The sequence below is a fragment of the Prevotellamassilia timonensis genome (assembly GCF_900106785.1).
Classification (GTDB): Bacteria; Bacteroidota; Bacteroidia; order Bacteroidales; family Bacteroidaceae; genus Alloprevotella; species Alloprevotella timonensis.
The window spans coordinates 426962-445493 of record NZ_LT629845.1 but is presented as its reverse complement, the minus strand read 5'-3'; the positions used below and the strand labels follow the sequence as shown (position 1 = coordinate 445493).

Below are 18532 nucleotides of genomic sequence, written 5' to 3'. Positions count from 1 at the left end.
ATACCATTTACATGAGAAAGCCAAAAGCACCAGTTGGTATGTTCACCACATCGGCATTTTTTCTCCGTTCTCTTTAGGCAAAACGACCTTTTATGCGTTACGAGTCATTATGCTAAATAGCACTTTATATTTACCTTACTTCGTTCGAAGTAAACACTTACAACGTTCGTGGTAAATATACACATCGTTCGTTATAAGCACATTGAACGACCGATGTAAGGTGAATACAAAGGCGCCTTAACTTAATTGCCCTACCGACCTCGAACAGTATTCTATGTTAAAATAACACCTAAAGAAGCAAGAAATGTTTTACAAGGATAGAGTAGAAAGAAACCTGCATCTCTTTCTACTCTTATTCCTATGAACATTTATTGGCATTTTACCAAGTGATAACCTTATCTACAATTTCTTGTTGCTCCAAGCTACTTCTTCGCAGATAGATACGTGTTGTCTCTATGCTTTCGTGTCCCATGAGGTCGGCAAGCAAAGCAATATCGTTGAACTTCTCCAAGAAATTTTTGGCATAACGATGGCGGAACGAGTGAGGGTACACCACTTTTTCATTCAAGCCATACTTCACCGCATAGTTCTTCAACTGCTGTGATATGCCTCTTGTCGTGATGCGCTCGCCAAAGCGATTGAGAAAGAGATAGCCACTTGTGCGGTTGAGTGTTTGCAACCACTTTCCAGTTTCCGTACGCAATGTCTTGGGGATATAGATGCGCCGTATCTTGCCACCCTTGGTGTAGATGTCGTAGTAGCCTACTTGCACGTGCTCAACCTTGATTTGTACAAGTTCGCTAACTCTGGCACCAGTCGCAGCCAAGAAACGCACCACAAAGTACCACTCCAAGTTGTCTTCCTTCTTCAACTTGTTCTTCAAGAAAGTGTAGTCGGCATTACTGATGACATTCTCCAGATAAGAACGTTGCTGCACCTTGACCGACTTTAAGCGGAGTTTCGTCTTGCCCACAAATACAAGATACTTGTTCAACGCCTGAATACGGAGGTTCACCGTCTTTGGCTTGTAAGTCTCAATCAAGTAGGTTTTGTAAACCAACAAGTTTCTCTTGTTCAACTCTTTGTGTCGAGAGCCAAACTCCTTCACGGCATACAGATATGCCGAAATCGTGTTTTTAGCCATATTGCCTTGGCTTAGGAACTCTTCAAATTTGTCTAATTCCATTTCTATTCGTTTATTAGTGAAACATTAAGTTGTCCTAATAAATAGGCATGGATTTGTTCTATGAGTTCCTATTATGAGAAGATACTTGCTACGGGGGAGGTGAAGTGCATTGATGAGGAGATACCGTTTGAGATACCTACATCTTGGAGTTGGGCAAGACTTTTGAATGTTTCGATATATATACAAAGAGGGAAGTCTCCTAAGTATTCACCGATAAAAAAGTATCCTGTTGTTGCTCAAAAATGTAACCAATGGGCAGGATTCTCTATTGACAAAGCGCAGTTTATAGAGCCTGAATCCTTGTCCAAGTACGCTATTGAGCGATTTTTGCAAGATGAGGATTTAATGTGGAACTCCACAGGATTAGGAACATTGGGGCGAATGGCTGTATATTACGCGAAGCTTAACCCTTATGAGCTGGCTGTTGCAGATAGTCATGTAACAGTCATCCGATTGTTCAAACCCTTTATGTCTCCTCTTTTCTTCTATTTTTACTTCGCAAGTCCAACGGTTCAAAGTGTAATAGAAGACAAATCAGATGGCAGTACTAAACAAAAGGAACTTTCGACTACAACTGTATGCAATTATCTTGTCCCTATACCACCAAGAAACGAACAGACACGAATAATATCAAAGGTTACGTCTTTACTACCTGTTATAGAAAAGTATGGAACACAACAAGAGAAGTTAGATAAATTGAATAGAATAATAAATGAACAAATAAAAAAATCCGTCTTACAAGAAGCAATTCAAGGAAAACTGGTTCCGCAAATTGCATCAGAAGGTACAGCACAAGAAATGCTTGAACAGATAAAAACAGAGAAGCAGAAACTTGTTAAAGAAGGCAAGCTAAAGAAGTCTGCCCTCAATGATTCTGTTATCTTCCGTGGTGACGATAACAAGTATTATGAGCAGATAGGCAAAAAGTGTTTGGATATAACTGATGAAATACCATTTGTAATTCCTGAAACTTGGCAATGGGTAAGGATTCGTGATGTTTTCCAATTAAACCCAAAGAATGAAGCCGAAGATGAGAAGTTGGTAGCTTTGTAAGCATCCCATGCAGGCCGTATTGAAAAGACTCCAATAAAGTCCGAATTTTGCAGGCAAAAAGTACTTATGTTTTGTCTGAACGAAAATAACATCTACCATCTCTATACTCAAGGCATAGATATGCGAAAGGGCGTTGAAGGACTTTGCGGCATTATTCGTACATATCAGTATAGTCCTACCAATCAAGAAGTCTATGTTTTTGCAAACAAATCGCGTACTCTGGTAAAAATGCTCCATTGGGAACGTGGAGGGTTTGTAGTATATTACAAACGGCTTGAACAAGGCAGGCTCAGCCCTTCCATCTTTCATCATAAAAATGCGGCAGTCTTTATAGATATAAGATGGGATGAAATGGTGCTGCTCATGGAAGGCATCAGACTTGGAACAAAAAGGCGAAAACGATATAATATTATCAAAGAAAAACTTTGATAATCAAAGATATTTTCGCAACTTTACTCTCATAATAAATGAGAGCGCCAAATATGAATACGATACAGGAATACATAGAATTACTTGCAGTTCGCAACGAACAGATTCGCGAGCTGCAAGAACGTATTTCTGGATTGGAAAACGAATTGAGCAAGCGGGAAATAGAACTTTCCAACTTGAAACGTCTGCATTTTGGGCAAAGCTCAGAAAAGATGAAAAAGCCCGAATCGTTGGAACCAATGCCGTTGTTCCCCGAATACGACGAGGCCACTGTCGAGGCCATAGACAATACATTGCCTCCAATAGCTCCTTCGGAAATCGTCGACGCGATAGAGGAAGAAACCAAGCAGCGCAAGGCAAAGAAAAAAACTGAGCAAAAGTCAAAGCAACAACGCGAACGCAGGACACTCAGACTTCCGGACAACCTGGAAAGAGAAGTTGTCACCTTATATCCTGACGGCTATGATTCAGAAGAAATGAAAATCATAGGCAAGGACAGCACCATCACCCTGGAAAGACGCACGCAAGAATACTACCTAAAAGAGGTTGTACGAGTAATCTGCATCAATAAATCTGAAAAAGGCAGTACTCGTCCACGAGTGATGCAACACCCTTTATTGCCGCGGATTTCAGAACACGGCTATTTGGGCGACAGCATGATCGTCAACATTCTTGTAGATAAATTCTGCCATCATTTACCCGAATACCGTCAAGCTAAAATCTTCCGTGAACATGGGCTGGACATACCAACCAGTACAATAAACAGGGCGGTCCATCAAGCTATAGACAAGCTCTACCCCATTTATTATGCCCAAATGAAAGCGGTGCTGCGTTCTCCCTATGTACATATGGACGAAACAGTTGTAAGCGTAAACGACCGCAAGGACAAAACCCGTAAGGCGTATCTATGGGATATGGTAGACGGCAGTCCGCAAAACAAAGGACTATTCTTCTATTACCGAGAAGGTTCACGTTCGCAACAAGTGATGCAACTTATGTTGGACGGGTATAAAGGCGCAGTACAAACAGACGGATACAAATCCTATGAAGCACTAGAGCAGACACGGTGGATAACACTTCTGCACTGCATGGCTCATGCACGCCGCAAGTTTGAAAACATAAAGGGTCAGTATCCTCAAGACATACAGGTCGTACTTAAATACTTCGCCCTCCTCTACCAAATCGAAGCCAATCTCAAAGAACGCCACGCATCTTTGGAAGAAATACAAAAAGAGCGAGAAGAAAAGTCTGTCCCCATCTTAAATAAAATAGAACAATGGCTGAAGCAAAAAAGCCTTGTAACAACTCCCAAAAGTTCTCTTGGCGAGGCAATCAGCTATACCCTTAAGCGTTGGGACAAACTATGTGCTTACGTCACCAATGGCATGTATAACATAGACAATAATCCTGTTGAGCGTAGCATACGTCCCATTGCCCTTGGGCGTAAGAACTGGCTGTTTATAAAGAATGATGAAAGTGGTGAAGACTTAGCTGTAATATCAACACTTATCCAAACCTGTGAACTCTTGGGAATAAATCCAAAGGATTGGTTATCCAAGACGTTTTCCAAAATCGCCGGGCAAAATAATTACGATCCAGAAACATTGCTACCTTATCATTACGTATAAAACAAATAAGCCAAAGTCAATCTATCAGGACTTTGGCTTATTTGTTTTATACAATACGGCCTGCATGGGATGCTTACGTAGCTTTTATTCCTATGGAGAAAATTAGTGCTGGCTATAAATCAGACTTTACTTTTGATACTACCAAATGGGGAACTATCAAAAAAGGATTTACTCATTTTGCGAATGGTGATGTTGCTTTTGCAAAAATCACGCCATGCTTTCAAAACAGGAAGTCTGCAATTTTCCATGACTTGCCCAATGGAATCGGGGCAGGAACAACAGAATTAAAGGTATTGAGACCCTATGGAAATACAATAGACAGGTGGTATCTGTTGTATTTCTTAGAGTCTCCGTATTTCATAGATGAAGCAACGTTTAAGGGAACTGCTAATCAACAACGTATTGTTGTGGGTTACTTGGAAGACAAACTATTTCCTTTGCCTACTCAAAAAGAGCAACAACGCATTGTTGCTCAAATAGAAAAATTATTTGAACAACTGCATTAATTGTTCTATCTTCTGAACTATTATTCTCTGCTCTTGCAGTGGTGGAATACCAATAATAAGACCATAAAACAATTCTTTGTTGAGGTGTGGAATTGCTGCACCTTTCTTAGAGTTGCGCAATGTCTCTTTATAGAACTGTATAAAAGCTAAAACATAAGGTTCGTACATTTGGGAACTTATCCATAACTGCTTGAATGTACTACCCATATAGCCATCTTGTGGTACGATGAAAACTTCACCAGAGTTTTCACCGTCCACAAGCATTATATTGTCACCTTTATATACAAGTTTACCTTGTTCTACTATTGTTTCAGAACATTTACCGCGTAAGTATTTTGCATCTAACAAGCATTGCTCGCCAATGGTTTTCAAGCCGTCTGTAAGTTGACAAACAGCATTTAATCGAGCAATAGACCAAGTACTTGGAAAGTCAAAAGGAAGTTCTATCTCGGTTACTTCGCTCCCTATTTGCTCATAATACTTGTTACGGACTTAATCTTTTGTACTATACGCAGTTGTTCTGCAAATGGTGGTAGTGGAACAAGATAGCTTTTTACAGTCTTTGTTGCTAATTCCTTTTGCTTTGTACTGCCGTCTGATTTGTCTTCAATAACAGACTGAACTGTATTACTTGCAAAATAATAGTACAGGTATTCAGAAACGATGTACGTTTTGTATGGACGAATAACTGTAACATGGCTATCTGCAACAGCCAATTCATATGGGTTAAGTAGCGTATAGTATATAGCCATTCTACCCAATGTTCCCAATCCTGTAGAGTTCCACATCAAATCTCTATCTTGCAAGAAATACTCACTATTATAAGATGTAATACTCTGTGGCTCAATAAACTTTGCTTTTTCTATGGAAAATCCAACCCATTGATTGCATTTTTGAGCAACAACAGGATATTTCTTTATAAGGCTATATTGGGGTGATTTGCCTCTATGAATAAAAGAACAAATATCGTCAAGTCGTACCCACGCCCAATTTGACGGTATCTCAAATGGTATTTCTTCATCAATACATACAGCCCCATCTTCCGACTTCTCCCAATACTTGTTATCGTCACCACGGAATATAACAGAATCGTTGAGGGCAGACTTCTTTAGTTTGCCTTCTTTTACGAGTTTCAGCTTTTCTTCTTTTATCTGTTTGAGCAGTTCTTTGGCTGTTCCTTCTTCTGCAATTTGCGGCACGAGTTCACCTTGAATTGCTTCTTGCAATACACTCTTTTTTATGATGTCTTTTATTGTTTTGTTCAACTCATTTAGTTTATTCTGAGCATTATCATATTTTTCGATCTGTAACAAGAGTGCTTCCAATTTTTTAATGATTCTCTGTTGCTCCTTAGAGGGTGGAATTGGAATAAAAGTGTTCTGAATGCTACTTTGCGACACATTAACCTGTGAAGCAGCCATTCCAACAGTTGCACTCATTACTAACTCATGTATTGCTGAACTATTAAGTACTAAAACGAGAAACCTTGGATTACAATAATCGTGCATATAATCTATTCGAACGGTCTTGTCTGAAAGAATTAGCTTATCACAATTATTTTCAACCATACAAACTATACCAGTTCGATTAACAGGACCAGCTCGTGTTATAAGTATATCACCATATCGTACACAATGTTCAGGGTTTATTACGTAATGCTTTGGTAATACTTTGTTCTCATTAGATAAAAAAGCATTCTCTTGGATTGCTGTAGTTGTCAACACCCCCCATTCATCCGCCTTTTTCGGTCTTTTTTCACAATTAGGGCTTTTGCCAGCATTTGTACCTAAAATAATATCACGTAATCTACACCATTCCCACCCCTGCGGTACTTCAAACGGTATCTCCTCATCAATGCACTTCACCTCTCCCGTAGCAAGCAACTTCTCATAATAGGAATTATCCTCACCACGGTAGATAATAGATGCGTTCTTGTCACGCTTGATTTTCTTCTCCTTGATCAAGCGTTCTTTCTCTTGGCGAATCTTATCAAGCAAAACGCTTGCAGGTTCGTCATTAGGGTCTTGCGGTACAAGTTTTCCCTGTATCGCCCATTGTAATATGCTATTCTTTAATTGCTTTCCGTTCATTATAATTTTCTATCGTTAGAAATCATTGTCCTTATTCTTCTGCTTCAAAAAGAACTGATAAAGTTTCTTGCCTATTTTATCTTTAGCAAATGTCCGCTCATGCTCAATAGGTATGGTAGATAACCTTATCTTAGCCACGCCTTTTTTCAACAACTCAAATTGTTGAGGACTTATCTTGAATTGAGCTGTAGAACTGATTTCTGTCACAGGAAGGACTATATTGCCAGAGACAATACCTGCCGTTTCAGAGCCGCTACCAATCTGAGAACCATAAAGTTTAATAACTTCACCATCGAATGTTTTCAACAACATGGTTGATTCTTTCAGGAAATTCAGTCTGTCTGACTTTACGGTTGCGATAATGTAATATGCCGTATCTTGCTTCACAACGCTATATTTCATGTTGCATCCCTCGGCAGCCAAAGGCCGATATGTATATCCAACCGTTTGTGCATTTATATTGGCACTGAACATAGTCAGTACAATAAACAAAATGATTTGTATTCCAATATTACTTTTCATAATTATGCTATAAAATCGAAATGTCCTTATTTTATTGTTGTTACTCTGCTTCGTCTAACAACTTGTCAAGTTGCGCTTGCAGTTCTTCACGCTTTGGCAGATAAAGTTGGTAACGTGCCACAAACAATTGATTGGTTATACCCTCCAAGGCATACTCCATCAGAAGTTCGTCTTTTCTTGCTCCCAAAACTATGCCAATTGGTGGATTATCGTCAGGTTGACATACTTCTGTTTTGAAATAGTTAAGGTAGAGGTTCATCTGCCCAATATCACCATGCTTTATCTCTGCTCGCTTCAGGTCAATCAGCACATAGCATTTCAAGATACAATGGTAGAATACCAAATCCACCTTGAACTGTCGGCTTCCTATCTGCATGGAGTATTGTCTGCCCACAAATGCGAAACCACGTCCCATTTCCAAAAGAAACTGCTCCATGTGGTCTTTAAGAGCCTTTTCCAAGTCACTCTCCTTATAGCGTTTCTGTTTGGGAAGTCCTGCAAATTCAAGCACGAAAGGGTCACGGATGATGTCTTGCGGAGTTTGCACTTGGTGCCCCTCGTTAGCCAAAGCAAGAACTCCTGCCTTGTCTGTGCTTAGTGCAAGTCGCTGAAACAGACAACTTTTCATCTGTCTTTTCAGTTCCCTAACTTTCCATCCTTCCTTGATAGATTCCTTATAATAGAACTGCATTTCAAGCGTGTTGTCACATTTCAACAATTCAAAATAGTGGCTCCATGTCAATTTGTGAGACACTGTCTCACAAATTGGAAAAGCAAGATAAAACTTACGCATATAGACAAGATTGGAGCGGCTAAAGCCTTTCCCGTTTCTTGCTGTCAAATCCTTTGCAAGGTTTACAAGTAACTGCTTGCCATACTCAGCTCTATCCTTACCTTTAAGTTCATATTCAACAATATACTTTCCTGTCTGCCAGTTGGCATCAAGCAGTTCTGTATTGACAGCAGCAATGGCTTTTGACTTCGCCTCACTCCATAACGTGGTTATGTTGTCTATCAACTTCTGATAGGCAGCATCATTTATGTTTGTCAAACCTTTATTCTCCATGCCAATCTTTTAGATTTGTGGGACACCGTCCCACATTTTACAATTCGTCCACATTCACATTTATCCCCAAGATACGCTGTATCTCTGCCAATGTCTTATCAATTTCATGATCAAGAGCCTTGCGCTTCTTGAAATAGTCGGCAAGCAGTTCGGCAGGAGGCAAGATCTCTTCATCCTCTTTCGGGAACTTACACAAGTCGAAGTTGCAATCGGTGGCGATAAGGTCTTCAACTGAATAGCAACGAGATTTCTCGTCACCATCAGCAATAATAATCTCCTTACGGTCGTTCCACCACTCACGGATTGGGTCACAATGTTCCGACTTCATGGACTTTGTCTTGGAGAAGTGCTTGTAACCCTCTGGCATATCGAGACGATAGAACCATGTTTCCTTCGTTGAGAAGCCTTCTGGAGCATCCTCCGCACTGGTATTGTCGAAGAACAAAATGTTTGTGGCAATCGAAGTGTAAGGTGCAAAGATACTGCCAGGCAAACGGATAATGGTATGCAAGTTGAAATCTCTGAGCAGCTTGGTCTTGATGGCTATCTTTGTGTTGTCCGCTCCAAACAGGAAACCGTCTGGGACAATGACTGCTGCACGACCATTCCTCTTCAGTCGGTACATGATGAGAACCATGAACAAGTCAGCGGTCTCGCTACTGCGCATATCAGAAGGGAAGTGTGACTTGACATCCGACTTTTCGTTTCCACCGTATGGTGGATTCATCAACACAACATCAAACTTGTCTTCGTCTGTATAGTTGAGTACATCTTTTGTAAGCGAGTTGTCGTGATATACCAATGGCGTGTCAATACCATGCAGCAACAGGTTTGTCACACATAGCATATACGGGAATTGTTTCTTTTCTATGCCAAATACAGACTGATTGTACTCTTTGCGGTCTTCAGCAGTCTTTACCTTCTTGTCCAATTCACCCAACCAGCTTGTGATGAAACCTCCTGTACCACAAGCGAAGTCTGCCATTTTTTCGCCAATCTGCGGATTGACTATCTCTGCCATAAACTCGGTCAAGGCTCTTGGGGTGTAGAACTCACCAGACGATCCAGCCGATTGCATTTCTTTAAGGATAGTCTCGTATATCTCTCCGAAAGCATGACTCTCTTCATAGTCACCAAGGTTCAAACCGTCAATTACATTCAGCACTTGACGAAGTTGAACTCCATCTTTCATATATTGGTTGGCATCCTCAAATGTGGTCTTTACAATCGCCTGACGGATAGGGGTAGTTGGTGTTACCTCTATGTTCTTGAGTTTCACAAACAATGTGTTGTTGACAAATGAAAGCAGTTCATCACCAGTCAAGGCATTACCGCTTCCATCGTCATGCGCCCAGTTGCGCCAACGGCATTCTTCTGGAATAATAGACTTGTAATCATCATCGTCCAACTCCCAATCATTCTCTTTCTCGTCATAGACTTTCAAGAACAGCATCCACGCCATTTGTTCTATGCGTTGCGCATCACCGTTGATACCGGCATCATTGCGCATTATATTGCGTACTCGTTTTACGAAATTTGATAAACTCATATTTTGTTTCACCTTGTGCATCTTTTCTCGCCACGACATAGTTCAAGCAAGCTTGGCTCTGTTCGTTTGGTTTTTCGAAAAGATTCTATTTTATGCTATATTATATATGTATTGTTCCAGTTCCTTTACGGCATCAAGATAGCCTTGTTTGCCACCAAAGAACTTCACGATGTTTGCCTTTGAACCCAATTTGCGGAAAGGGTCATTTTCAAGCACAGTAAGGCTTTCCAATTCGGACACACCTTTTTTGGTGTACTTATCTAACAAGGCTTCAAGCACAAGTCGTGCCTGTTCACCATACTTGCTGAATATGTCTCGTTTCTTCACTTGTTCGGCACGTTCGTGTCGTGTAAGTGTTTTCTTGCCGTAGGCTATATGGCAGATAAAATCGAAATCATCAACATCGTCCATATCTTGGTCATGCTTCAACGCCGCAAGGTCAATGCCACTTTCTTTAAGCATTTTAGCAATATCTGACTTTTTCTTGGTTTCTTGCCACTTGGAAGTGAACGTGTCAATCGTAGCGTATGTGTCTATGATACTTTTCTTTGTATAGTCGGTAATACTTTCCGTGCGAAGCAACTTACCATTTGTGTCATAAACAGAAACGACCTTATTAATGACCATCACTTGACAACCATCCTTGGCAACAATCGGCTTCGGGCGTGGCTCAGGATTGGGTTCTTTCACACCTGTAGGCTCGTCGTCTTCAGGAAGTACATATGGCTTAGGCTCTTTTTGCTTGGGCGGATAGTTCGGGTCTGTTTCAATCGGTCCGTCCCAATCTGGGTCTGCAAACAATCGGGTCACGTTGCGGAAGTCCATAACAGTGAAGTATGTCTTTCCTTCTTTCTCACGAAGACGAGTGCCACGACCAATAATCTGCTTGAACTCTGTCATAGAACCGATTTGTTGGTCAAGCACAATCAGTTTTGTCATTTTGCAATCAACACCAGTTGAAAGCAACTTACTTGTAGTTGCTATGACAGGATATTTCTCGGCAACAGAAATGAAATAATCCAACTTGCCTTTTCCGTATTCGTCACTACCAGTTATACGAACCACATAATCGGGATTTTTCTTGCACATATCAGCATTGGCATTAGCCAAAGCCATACGCATACGTTCCGCATGAGTTTCATCAGCACAGAACACAATGGTCTTAGCCATGCGATCTGTACTTTTCAGATAGTTAGTTATCTCTTGCGCAACTTCCCTTATACGGTCTTCTATAACAATGTTATAATCATAGTCGCTATTGTTATAAATGCGATCTTCTATCTCGTTGCCGTTTATATCCTTTTGGCCCATTGTCGGTCTCCACTCATCGCCAATGTTGGTTGTGATGTTTATAACCTTGAAAGGAGCAAGGAAACCGTCCTCAATTCCATTTTTAAGACTATATGTATATATAGGCTCACCAAAGTAGCCAATACTTGACTGGTATTTTGTTTCTTTAGGTGTAGCAGTCATACCTATATGAGTAGCCGAAGAAAAGTATTCCAAAATGTTTCGCCAGTTGCTATCATCCTTTGCACTACCTCTATGACACTCATCAACGATAACAAGGTCAAAATAGTCTGGATTAGGAAACAACTCCTTATAGTTTTTGGCATCATTCTGCCCAATCAACTGTTGATAGAGTGCAAAGAATACTTGATAAGACCCCAATTCTTCCAAGTGGTTCTTATCTTTTGAGTAGTCTATCTTGTGCGTTACCTTTTCTAATGGTTTGAAATCCTGCTGTATGGATTGGTCAACCAATATGTTGCGGTCTGCAAGATACAACACTTTCTTCTTCAAACCACTTTTAAGTAAACGCCATACAATCTGAAATGCTGTATATGTTTTGCCGGTGCCAGTTGCCATGACAAGAAGCACACGGTTTTGTCCTTTAGCAATGGCACCAACTGTGCGGTTTACTGCATTGCGCTGATAATACCGTGGCGGAAATATATTCTGACCAGTGCAGAAAGGCTGCTCAATGACAGACAACTCTTGCTCATTAAGTCCGTTTCCATCGTTAGACTCATTTTTATATTTTTCAATAAGTTCTTCTTTTGTTGGAAATTCGTCCATGGCAAAAGTGCGTTCCTTGCCTGTCAAGAAGTCATGTTCGGCAAAACCTTCACCATTTGAACTGTATGCAAACTTTACATCAAGCATTTGGGCATAGGTCATGGCTTGTTGCAATCCATGAGAAACGGAATGATTGGCATCCTTTGCTTCTACAATAGCAATGGGTGTTGCCTTATTTGCATAAAGTACATAATCGGCAAACTTCGGTTTCTCTCTATGCACAAAATTACCATGAAGGCTAATTTTACCGTCAGTAAATTTAACCTTCTGTTCCATGAATATACTATCCTTTGACCATCCCTTGCTTGTGATGGCTTCGTTGATATAGCGGAACTTGATGTCCTCTTCTGTTAAATCTTTGCTTATGCCCATATTCAAATAATATTTTATTATCAGAAGTTCTACAACATACTTGCCAAGACAAAAACTACGAGTTCATTACACTCTTTCGTTCTCGTCCGTAATCAAATCCTTGAGGTCAACTTCTAAAATCTTTGATATTTCAAGAAGCGTTTCTAAATCGGGTTGGTATTTATTCCGAGCATCGCTATTGACCATGCTAAAGCTCTTACCAAACTGTTTTGCCAGCCAAGTTTGTGATATTCCCCTGCTATCTAAGACATTTTTTTATCTTGTTTCGTTTCATAAATTCACCGAATTATGCTGCAAATATACATTAAATTTTGCGACAATCATTATAAGTCAAGTCATTCCAACATAACGATTGTTATTTCGTGTAGTTATTGTACCTTTGCAACAGAGAAGAGTTGTTTGACAGCAAACGTATGCATATTGCAGAAATTGATACTATTGCCAAATCATTACCTCTATTGAGATAAAAGACTCATAAATAGCTCATTTTAAGCTATTCTGTAGATTTTAGCGAAATTCTTGTGTAAAAAGCCACTTATTTGCCCATATTACCATGTTTTCCAAGTAAATTATACTTCCTTATACATGATATTGCGTATTTTTGTAGTCTAAACTAAGTAGGTGTTCAAAATTATTTTTTCATTGAAAGTGCGTTATCAGGACGCAGATGTTCCCTTCGAGTGAGGGTTTCTGTCCCCCGATAACGGGGGAACCGAAGGGGGTTATAGCGGGCTATGTGACCAAGGCCGAAGGGAACATCTGCGCCCCGATAATGTGCTTTCAATGTGAAAATGGCACCTACTGATTGTCTAAAATAATTTTGAATACCTACTTAAAGTTAGAAACAAATAATAAAAGAATTGTCATGTCAAAAACAACGATAAAGAAACTGCTTCAATCCATGACGAAGGATGAAATCATAGGAATGGTGCTTGAACTGTATTCCGCCAAAAAGGAAGCCAAGGAATACTTGGAATACTATGCCTGTCCTGACGAGAAAGGAAAACTCGAAGAGTACAAGGACATCATTCGTGAGGAATTTTATCCTGTGAGAGGGAGAGACCCGCAGTTACGTTTTTCTGTTTGCAGAAAGGCCGTGGCAGACTTCAAGAAGTTCAAGCCGTCAAAAAATGCAATTGCAGAACTGATGGTGTCGTATATGGAATGGGCCTTCCAATTAGCCCACGAGTATGGCGCCATGTGGGAAGATTATTATTACTCCGTGGAAAGCAACTTTGACAAAACCGTCCAGTACGTTGCCGAAAACGGACTTTGGGAGAAGTTTGACAAGCGACTTCAGCAGTGCGTAAAATGGACAGACGGAAGCGGCTATGACTTTGCGAATATCATTGAAGACATATATGAGGATGGCAAGGATGGATGAGTAGGTGTTCAAAATTATTTTTACATTGAAAGTGCGTTATCGGGACGCAGGAATCCCCTTCGTGTGAGGGTTTCTCAAACAACTTAAAGATCCCCGAAACGGTCTCGTTTTTGATGCCAATTTTGGGCGTCCTACCTTTTAAGGGCGGTTCTTATAATTCTGAAATAAAACAACTGACATTACACAAATTTGTTGATATACGATTGCAATATTAGCCACATAGCCTTAACTTTGTCCTTACAATTTCATTAACACCCATATAAAGAGATATACAAGATGGCAAAGAGTAAAAAAGAATTTACGTTCCTTACCATTGCACTCTTTTGCAGTTCTTTGGCTCATGCACAACAGCAAACTCCAACAGAACAAAAGGATACCATTGAAAACAGGAACACTATTATAAAGATGGCGGACAGCCACTCCTCAAGGGGAGGAGTCAACAACGCCCTTGATGTACTGAGCGGCCAAGCTGCTGGTGTCAACGTAACCTCCAACGGACTTGACCGAATGGCCATGCTCAACAGTGTGCGTGTGCGTGGCACCACCTCTATCATCGGAGGCAACGACCCATTGGTGCTGATTGATGGCGTCACTTCCGACGTACTTACACTTTCAACCATCTATCCTGCCGACATCGAGAGCTTCAAAATTTTGAAGAATGCCGCCGAAACTGCCATGTACGGCTCACGCGGTGCGTCGGGCGTAATAGAAGTAAAAACCAAAAAGGGAACTGGCCGAGGGTTCCAAATATCGTATGAGGGGAACATCGGATTCGAGCAGATGTACAAACATCTCGACATGCTCAACGCCGAAGAATATGTAGCCACAGCAAAGGCTTTGGGCATATATTGCAACGACGGGGGCTTCAACACCGATAATTACAAGGTGATAACACGCACAGGCATGGTCAACAACCATTACTTTGCATTTAGCGGCGGAACGCCACAGTCAAACTATCGTGCGTCTTTCGGGGTGATGGATCACAACACCATCATCAAGAGAATGGATTATAAAGTTTTTGTTGCCAAAGTTGACGTAACACAAAAAGCCTTCAACAACAAACTCACGGGAGACTTCGGGGTGTTCGGTTCGTCATTTAAGGACCATGACATCTTTGACACCCAGATGCTGTTTTATTCTGCAGCTTGCCAAAATCCGACATTCCCGGCTGGAACTGACAAGAATGGTAACTGGCTGAAGAACGGGTCTGCCACCCGCATCAATCCTCCAGGCATATTGCTTGATGAGAAGAATGACTCTAAGGATTTGAACTTTGACGCACACATAAAACTGAGCTACGACTTCAATCCCAACTGGCGCATTTCCACATTCGCATCATACCTTTATGGTTCTACCGAAAACGGCATGTTCTGTCCCACATGGGTATGGGCGCAAGGCAACGTATATCGTGGCGAGTTTAAGAAAGAGGAATGGCTCGGCAATGTGGCTCTCAGTTTCAAAAAGCAATTCGGCATACACAAAATCTCGGCAGAAGCGAACAGTGAATATCGTAAGCTAACAAAAACAGCCTTTTGGGTCTACGCCAAAGGCATTCCAACAAACGATTTCGGTTATAACAATCTGGGAGCTACCGCAGCCCGCCCTTATGGTGGCACAGAAAGCACCTACGAAGACCAGGCCCTGGCATCTGTAATGGGAAGCGTCACATACACATTGCTCGACCGTTACACAGTATCTGCCAATGCACGTGGTGACGGCTCTTCAATGGTTGGCGACAACAAGACATGGGGGTTCTTCCCGTCCGTGTCATTCACTTGGGACATGAAAAAGGAAGCCTTCCTTGCCAATATAAAACCGCTGTCGATGCTCAAGCTCCGTACAGGGTTTGGACAGGCAGGCAACCTTGGAGGCATCTCAGCCTATACAACGATGAACACCGTGAGACAGAATGGCATTGTACCTGTCAACAGCTCGCCTACGGTGACGCTCGGAATGGTGAGAAACAACAATCCCGACTTGAAGTGGGAAACCAAAAAGACCTTCAACATCGGTGCCGACATCGGCCTTTTTGCCAATCGCCTTATGCTCACGGCTGAGTACTACTATTCAGAAACTTCCGACATGCTCTATGCCTACGAGGTTCCCGTTCCGCCATTCGCCTTCAACACATTGCTGGCAAACATCGGCTCTATGTCCAACCGAGGATTTGAGTTTGGCTTGTCCGTACAGCCAATAAACAAGAAAGACATGGAGTTGAACATAAACATGAACCTGTCCTTCCAAAGCAACAAACTCATATCACTGAGCGGGGACTATAAAGGAATGAGCATGACGGCGGCAAACATCACCGCCATCGGTTCACTGGACGGGGCTGGGCAGAACGGCGGCGACAACAATGTTGTCTATCAAATTGTAGGACAGCCTCTTGGCGTGTTTTACCTTCCACACTGCAAGGGACTCGTCAAAAACGAGAACGGCAGCTACTCTTACGACATAGAGGATATTGACCACAACGGCAAAGTGGACTTGAGCGATGGCGGCGACAGATACATTGCCGGACAAGCCACACCCAAGGTAACTCTTGGTTCAAACATCAGCTTCAGATATAAGGACTTCTATATAGCCCTGCAAATGAATGGTGCTTTCGGCCACAAAATATTCAACGGAACGGGGTTGGCTTACACCAGCATGGCATGTTTCCCCGACTACAATGTGCTGAAAAACGCTCCACAGAAGAACATCACCGACCAAAGAGTCTCTGACTATTGGCTTGAGAAAGGCAACTATCTGAACTTCGAGCATCTGACAATAGGCTACAACATACCATTAAAGAGTATGGTCATTCGCTCATTGCGTGTGTCGTGCAACATCAGCAATCTTGGAACAATTACAGGCTACAAAGGGCTGACTCCAATGATAAACAGCTATGTGGTGAACAGCACAATGGGTATTGACGACAAGCGCAACTATCCTTTGTACCGTACTTATTCATTGGGATTGAGTGTACAATTTTAAGAAATGAAGAATATGAAAAGATACATCAGCTACATATTCATAATGTCAGTAACGCTATGCCTCTTCAGTTGCTTGGACGAAAATCCCAAGGACCAACTTGACCAAGAGGCCATCTACAATAATGCTGACAACATATACAAAAACGCCGTGGCTTCACTATACAACCATATCGGCAGCAACCAAGAGTCTGAAGGGCTTCAAGGCACCTGCCGCGGCATATATGATTACAACACGCTTACAACCGACGAGGCGATGAACCCAATACGTGGCGGCGACTGGTATGACGGCGGCCTGTGGGAGAATATGTATCAGCACAAGTGGAGCGCCAACGATGTCTATTTATATAATGTGTGGAAATATCTGTTCAAGGTGATTGTGTTATCCAACCAGTCACTCTCGGTTATTGACAGTCACAAGAGTCAGCTCACAGCAGAGCAAACGAGAAACTTCACAGCAGAGGTGAGGGCGGTACGTGCTTTGTTCTACTACTATGCAATGGACATGTTCGGACGGGTGCCTATTGTGACATCATACGATGTAGAGCTGAAACATGTGGTGCAAAGCGAAAGAAGCGAGGTATTCAAGTTTATCATTGACGAATTGCAAGATGTGGCTCCACTGCTTGCCGACAAGCATTCCAACAAGGAGGGCAACTATTACGGACGCATCACGCGCCCTGTCGTCAACTTTCTTCTTGCAAAGCTTGCCCTTAATGCGGAGATTTACACCGATGACAACTGGACTGACGGCAAACAATTAGAAGGTAAGGACATCTACTTCACTGTCAATGGTGAAAAGAAGAACGCTTGGGAAACCTGCATCTGGTATTGCGAACAACTAAAACAAGAAGGCTATGAACTGGAAAGTGACTATGCCTCAAACTTCGCCGTGCACAATGAAAACTCCAAAGAGAACATCTTCACCATTCCATTGGACAAGAACCTCTACCTCAACGAATATCATTATCTGTTCCGCTCACGTCACTACAAGCATGGCGGAGCTTATGGCGGTTCATCTGAGAACGGCACCAGTGCAACAGTTTCTACCGTCAAAGCGTTCGGCTACGGCACAAACCATGTTGACAACAGATTTCATATCAATTTCTACGCAGACACGGTGTTCGTTGACAACAAAAAGATATATCTGGACAACGGAAAGCCTTTGGTGTACATGCCGCTGGAGCTGAAACTAAACCTCAGTTACAGCCCATATAAACAAACGGCTGGTGCACGTGTCGGAAAATACGAAGTGGACAGAACCGCCTATTCAGATGGCAGGCAGGTTGACAACGACATTGTGCTTTTCAGATATGCCGACGCCTTGTTGATGGAAGCCGAGGCGAAAATACGCAATAACGAGAACGGTGCAGCAGAGCTTAATGCCGTAAGAGATAGAGTTGGTATGCCTCACGTCGAAGCCAATTTGGACAACATTCTCAAAGAGCGACTCTTAGAATTGGTATGGGAAGGCTGGAGACGTCAAGACCTCATTCGATTTGGCAAATACACAAAAGCATACGACCAGCGCACCCCTATTGACAATGAGAATACTGGCTTTACTACCGTATTCCCTATTCCGCAGAAATGTTTGGACTTGAACAAGAAACTCAAACAAAACTCCGGCTATGAGTAAGTAGCCAGCTTTTCACGCCAAGTTAGGCGGCACCTCAGCCCTGTAAACCGAAAAAAAATA

At 41.9% G+C, this 18532-nt stretch carries 14 protein-coding genes and 1 pseudogene; 7 read left to right on the top strand and 8 right to left on the bottom strand.

Annotation, left to right across the window (positions count from 1 at the left end):
• Window positions 1–379 precede the first annotated feature (379 nt).
• Window positions 380–1186, bottom strand: a complete 807-nt coding sequence (locus tag BQ5453_RS10475) for a tyrosine-type recombinase/integrase (protein ID WP_071123171.1) — start codon at window positions 1184–1186, stop codon at window positions 380–382.
• Between the two features lie 60 nt (window positions 1187–1246).
• Between BQ5453_RS10475 and BQ5453_RS14695 the strand changes: the two genes are divergently transcribed.
• The 4 genes from BQ5453_RS14695 to BQ5453_RS10455 all read left to right on the top strand — a co-directional run bounded on the left by BQ5453_RS14695 (window position 1247) and on the right by BQ5453_RS10455 (window position 4802).
• The gene (locus BQ5453_RS14695; protein WP_083361213.1) at window positions 1247–2239 is read left to right on the top strand and encodes a restriction endonuclease subunit S; all 993 of its coding nucleotides are present in this window, start codon (window positions 1247–1249) and stop codon (window positions 2237–2239) included.
• 66 nt (window positions 2240–2305) lie between these two features.
• Window positions 2306–2668, top strand: coding sequence for an IS66 family insertion sequence element accessory protein TnpB (gene tnpB / locus BQ5453_RS10465; RefSeq protein WP_071123148.1), 363 nt, complete (start codon window positions 2306–2308; stop codon window positions 2666–2668).
• A gap of 53 nt (window positions 2669–2721) precedes the next feature.
• Window positions 2722–4296, top strand: a complete 1575-nt coding sequence (gene tnpC / locus BQ5453_RS10460) for an IS66 family transposase (RefSeq protein WP_071123149.1) — start codon at window positions 2722–2724, stop codon at window positions 4294–4296.
• Window positions 4297–4388: 92 nt separating this feature from the next.
• Entirely contained in the window at window positions 4389–4802 is a 414-nt protein-coding gene (locus BQ5453_RS10455; RefSeq protein ID WP_071123170.1) for a restriction endonuclease subunit S, read from the top strand.
• Here BQ5453_RS10455 and BQ5453_RS10450 read toward each other — a convergent pair.
• From BQ5453_RS10450 to BQ5453_RS10420, 7 genes and pseudogenes are all read right to left on the bottom strand, one after another.
• Window positions 4782–5174: a restriction endonuclease subunit S gene (locus BQ5453_RS10450; RefSeq protein WP_235860074.1), complete on the bottom strand. Its 393-nt coding sequence runs from the start codon at window positions 5172–5174 to the stop codon at window positions 4782–4784. The genes BQ5453_RS10455 and BQ5453_RS10450 overlap by 21 nt on opposite strands.
• A gap of 92 nt (window positions 5175–5266) precedes the next feature.
• A complete protein-coding gene (locus BQ5453_RS10445; protein WP_071123168.1) occupies window positions 5267–6892 on the bottom strand; it encodes a restriction endonuclease subunit S in 1626 nt (541 codons plus the stop codon).
• A gap of 15 nt (window positions 6893–6907) precedes the next feature.
• Window positions 6908–7414: a hypothetical protein gene (locus tag BQ5453_RS10440; protein ID WP_071123167.1), complete on the bottom strand. Its 507-nt coding sequence runs from the start codon at window positions 7412–7414 to the stop codon at window positions 6908–6910.
• 40 nt (window positions 7415–7454) lie between these two features.
• Window positions 7455–8480 carry a PDDEXK nuclease domain-containing protein gene (locus BQ5453_RS10435; protein WP_071123166.1) on the bottom strand — a complete coding sequence of 342 codons (1026 nt, stop codon included), beginning with the start codon at window positions 8478–8480 and terminating at the stop codon, window positions 7455–7457.
• A 37-nt stretch (window positions 8481–8517) separates the two neighbouring features.
• Window positions 8518–10029 (bottom strand): class I SAM-dependent DNA methyltransferase, encoded by a 1512-nt coding sequence (locus tag BQ5453_RS10430; RefSeq protein ID WP_071123625.1) that lies wholly within the window; start codon window positions 10027–10029, stop codon window positions 8518–8520.
• 90 nt (window positions 10030–10119) lie between these two features.
• Window positions 10120–12480, bottom strand: coding sequence for an EcoAI/FtnUII family type I restriction enzme subunit R (hsdR, locus tag BQ5453_RS10425; RefSeq protein ID WP_071123165.1), 2361 nt, complete (start codon window positions 12478–12480; stop codon window positions 10120–10122).
• Window positions 12481–12546: 66 nt separating this feature from the next.
• Window positions 12547–12754: pseudogene (locus tag BQ5453_RS10420) on the bottom strand (helix-turn-helix transcriptional regulator).
• A gap of 591 nt (window positions 12755–13345) precedes the next feature.
• Here BQ5453_RS10420 and BQ5453_RS10415 point away from each other — a divergent pair.
• The 3 genes from BQ5453_RS10415 to BQ5453_RS10405 all read left to right on the top strand — a co-directional run bounded on the left by BQ5453_RS10415 (window position 13346) and on the right by BQ5453_RS10405 (window position 18472).
• Window positions 13346–13864 (top strand): DUF6155 family protein, encoded by a 519-nt coding sequence (locus BQ5453_RS10415; protein ID WP_071123163.1) that lies wholly within the window; start codon window positions 13346–13348, stop codon window positions 13862–13864.
• A gap of 276 nt (window positions 13865–14140) precedes the next feature.
• Window positions 14141–16840, top strand: coding sequence for a SusC/RagA family TonB-linked outer membrane protein (locus tag BQ5453_RS10410; RefSeq protein ID WP_071123162.1), 2700 nt, complete (start codon window positions 14141–14143; stop codon window positions 16838–16840).
• 12 nt (window positions 16841–16852) lie between these two features.
• Window positions 16853–18472, top strand: coding sequence for a RagB/SusD family nutrient uptake outer membrane protein (locus BQ5453_RS10405; RefSeq protein WP_071123624.1), 1620 nt, complete (start codon window positions 16853–16855; stop codon window positions 18470–18472).
• The last annotated feature ends 60 nt before the right edge of the window (window positions 18473–18532 follow it).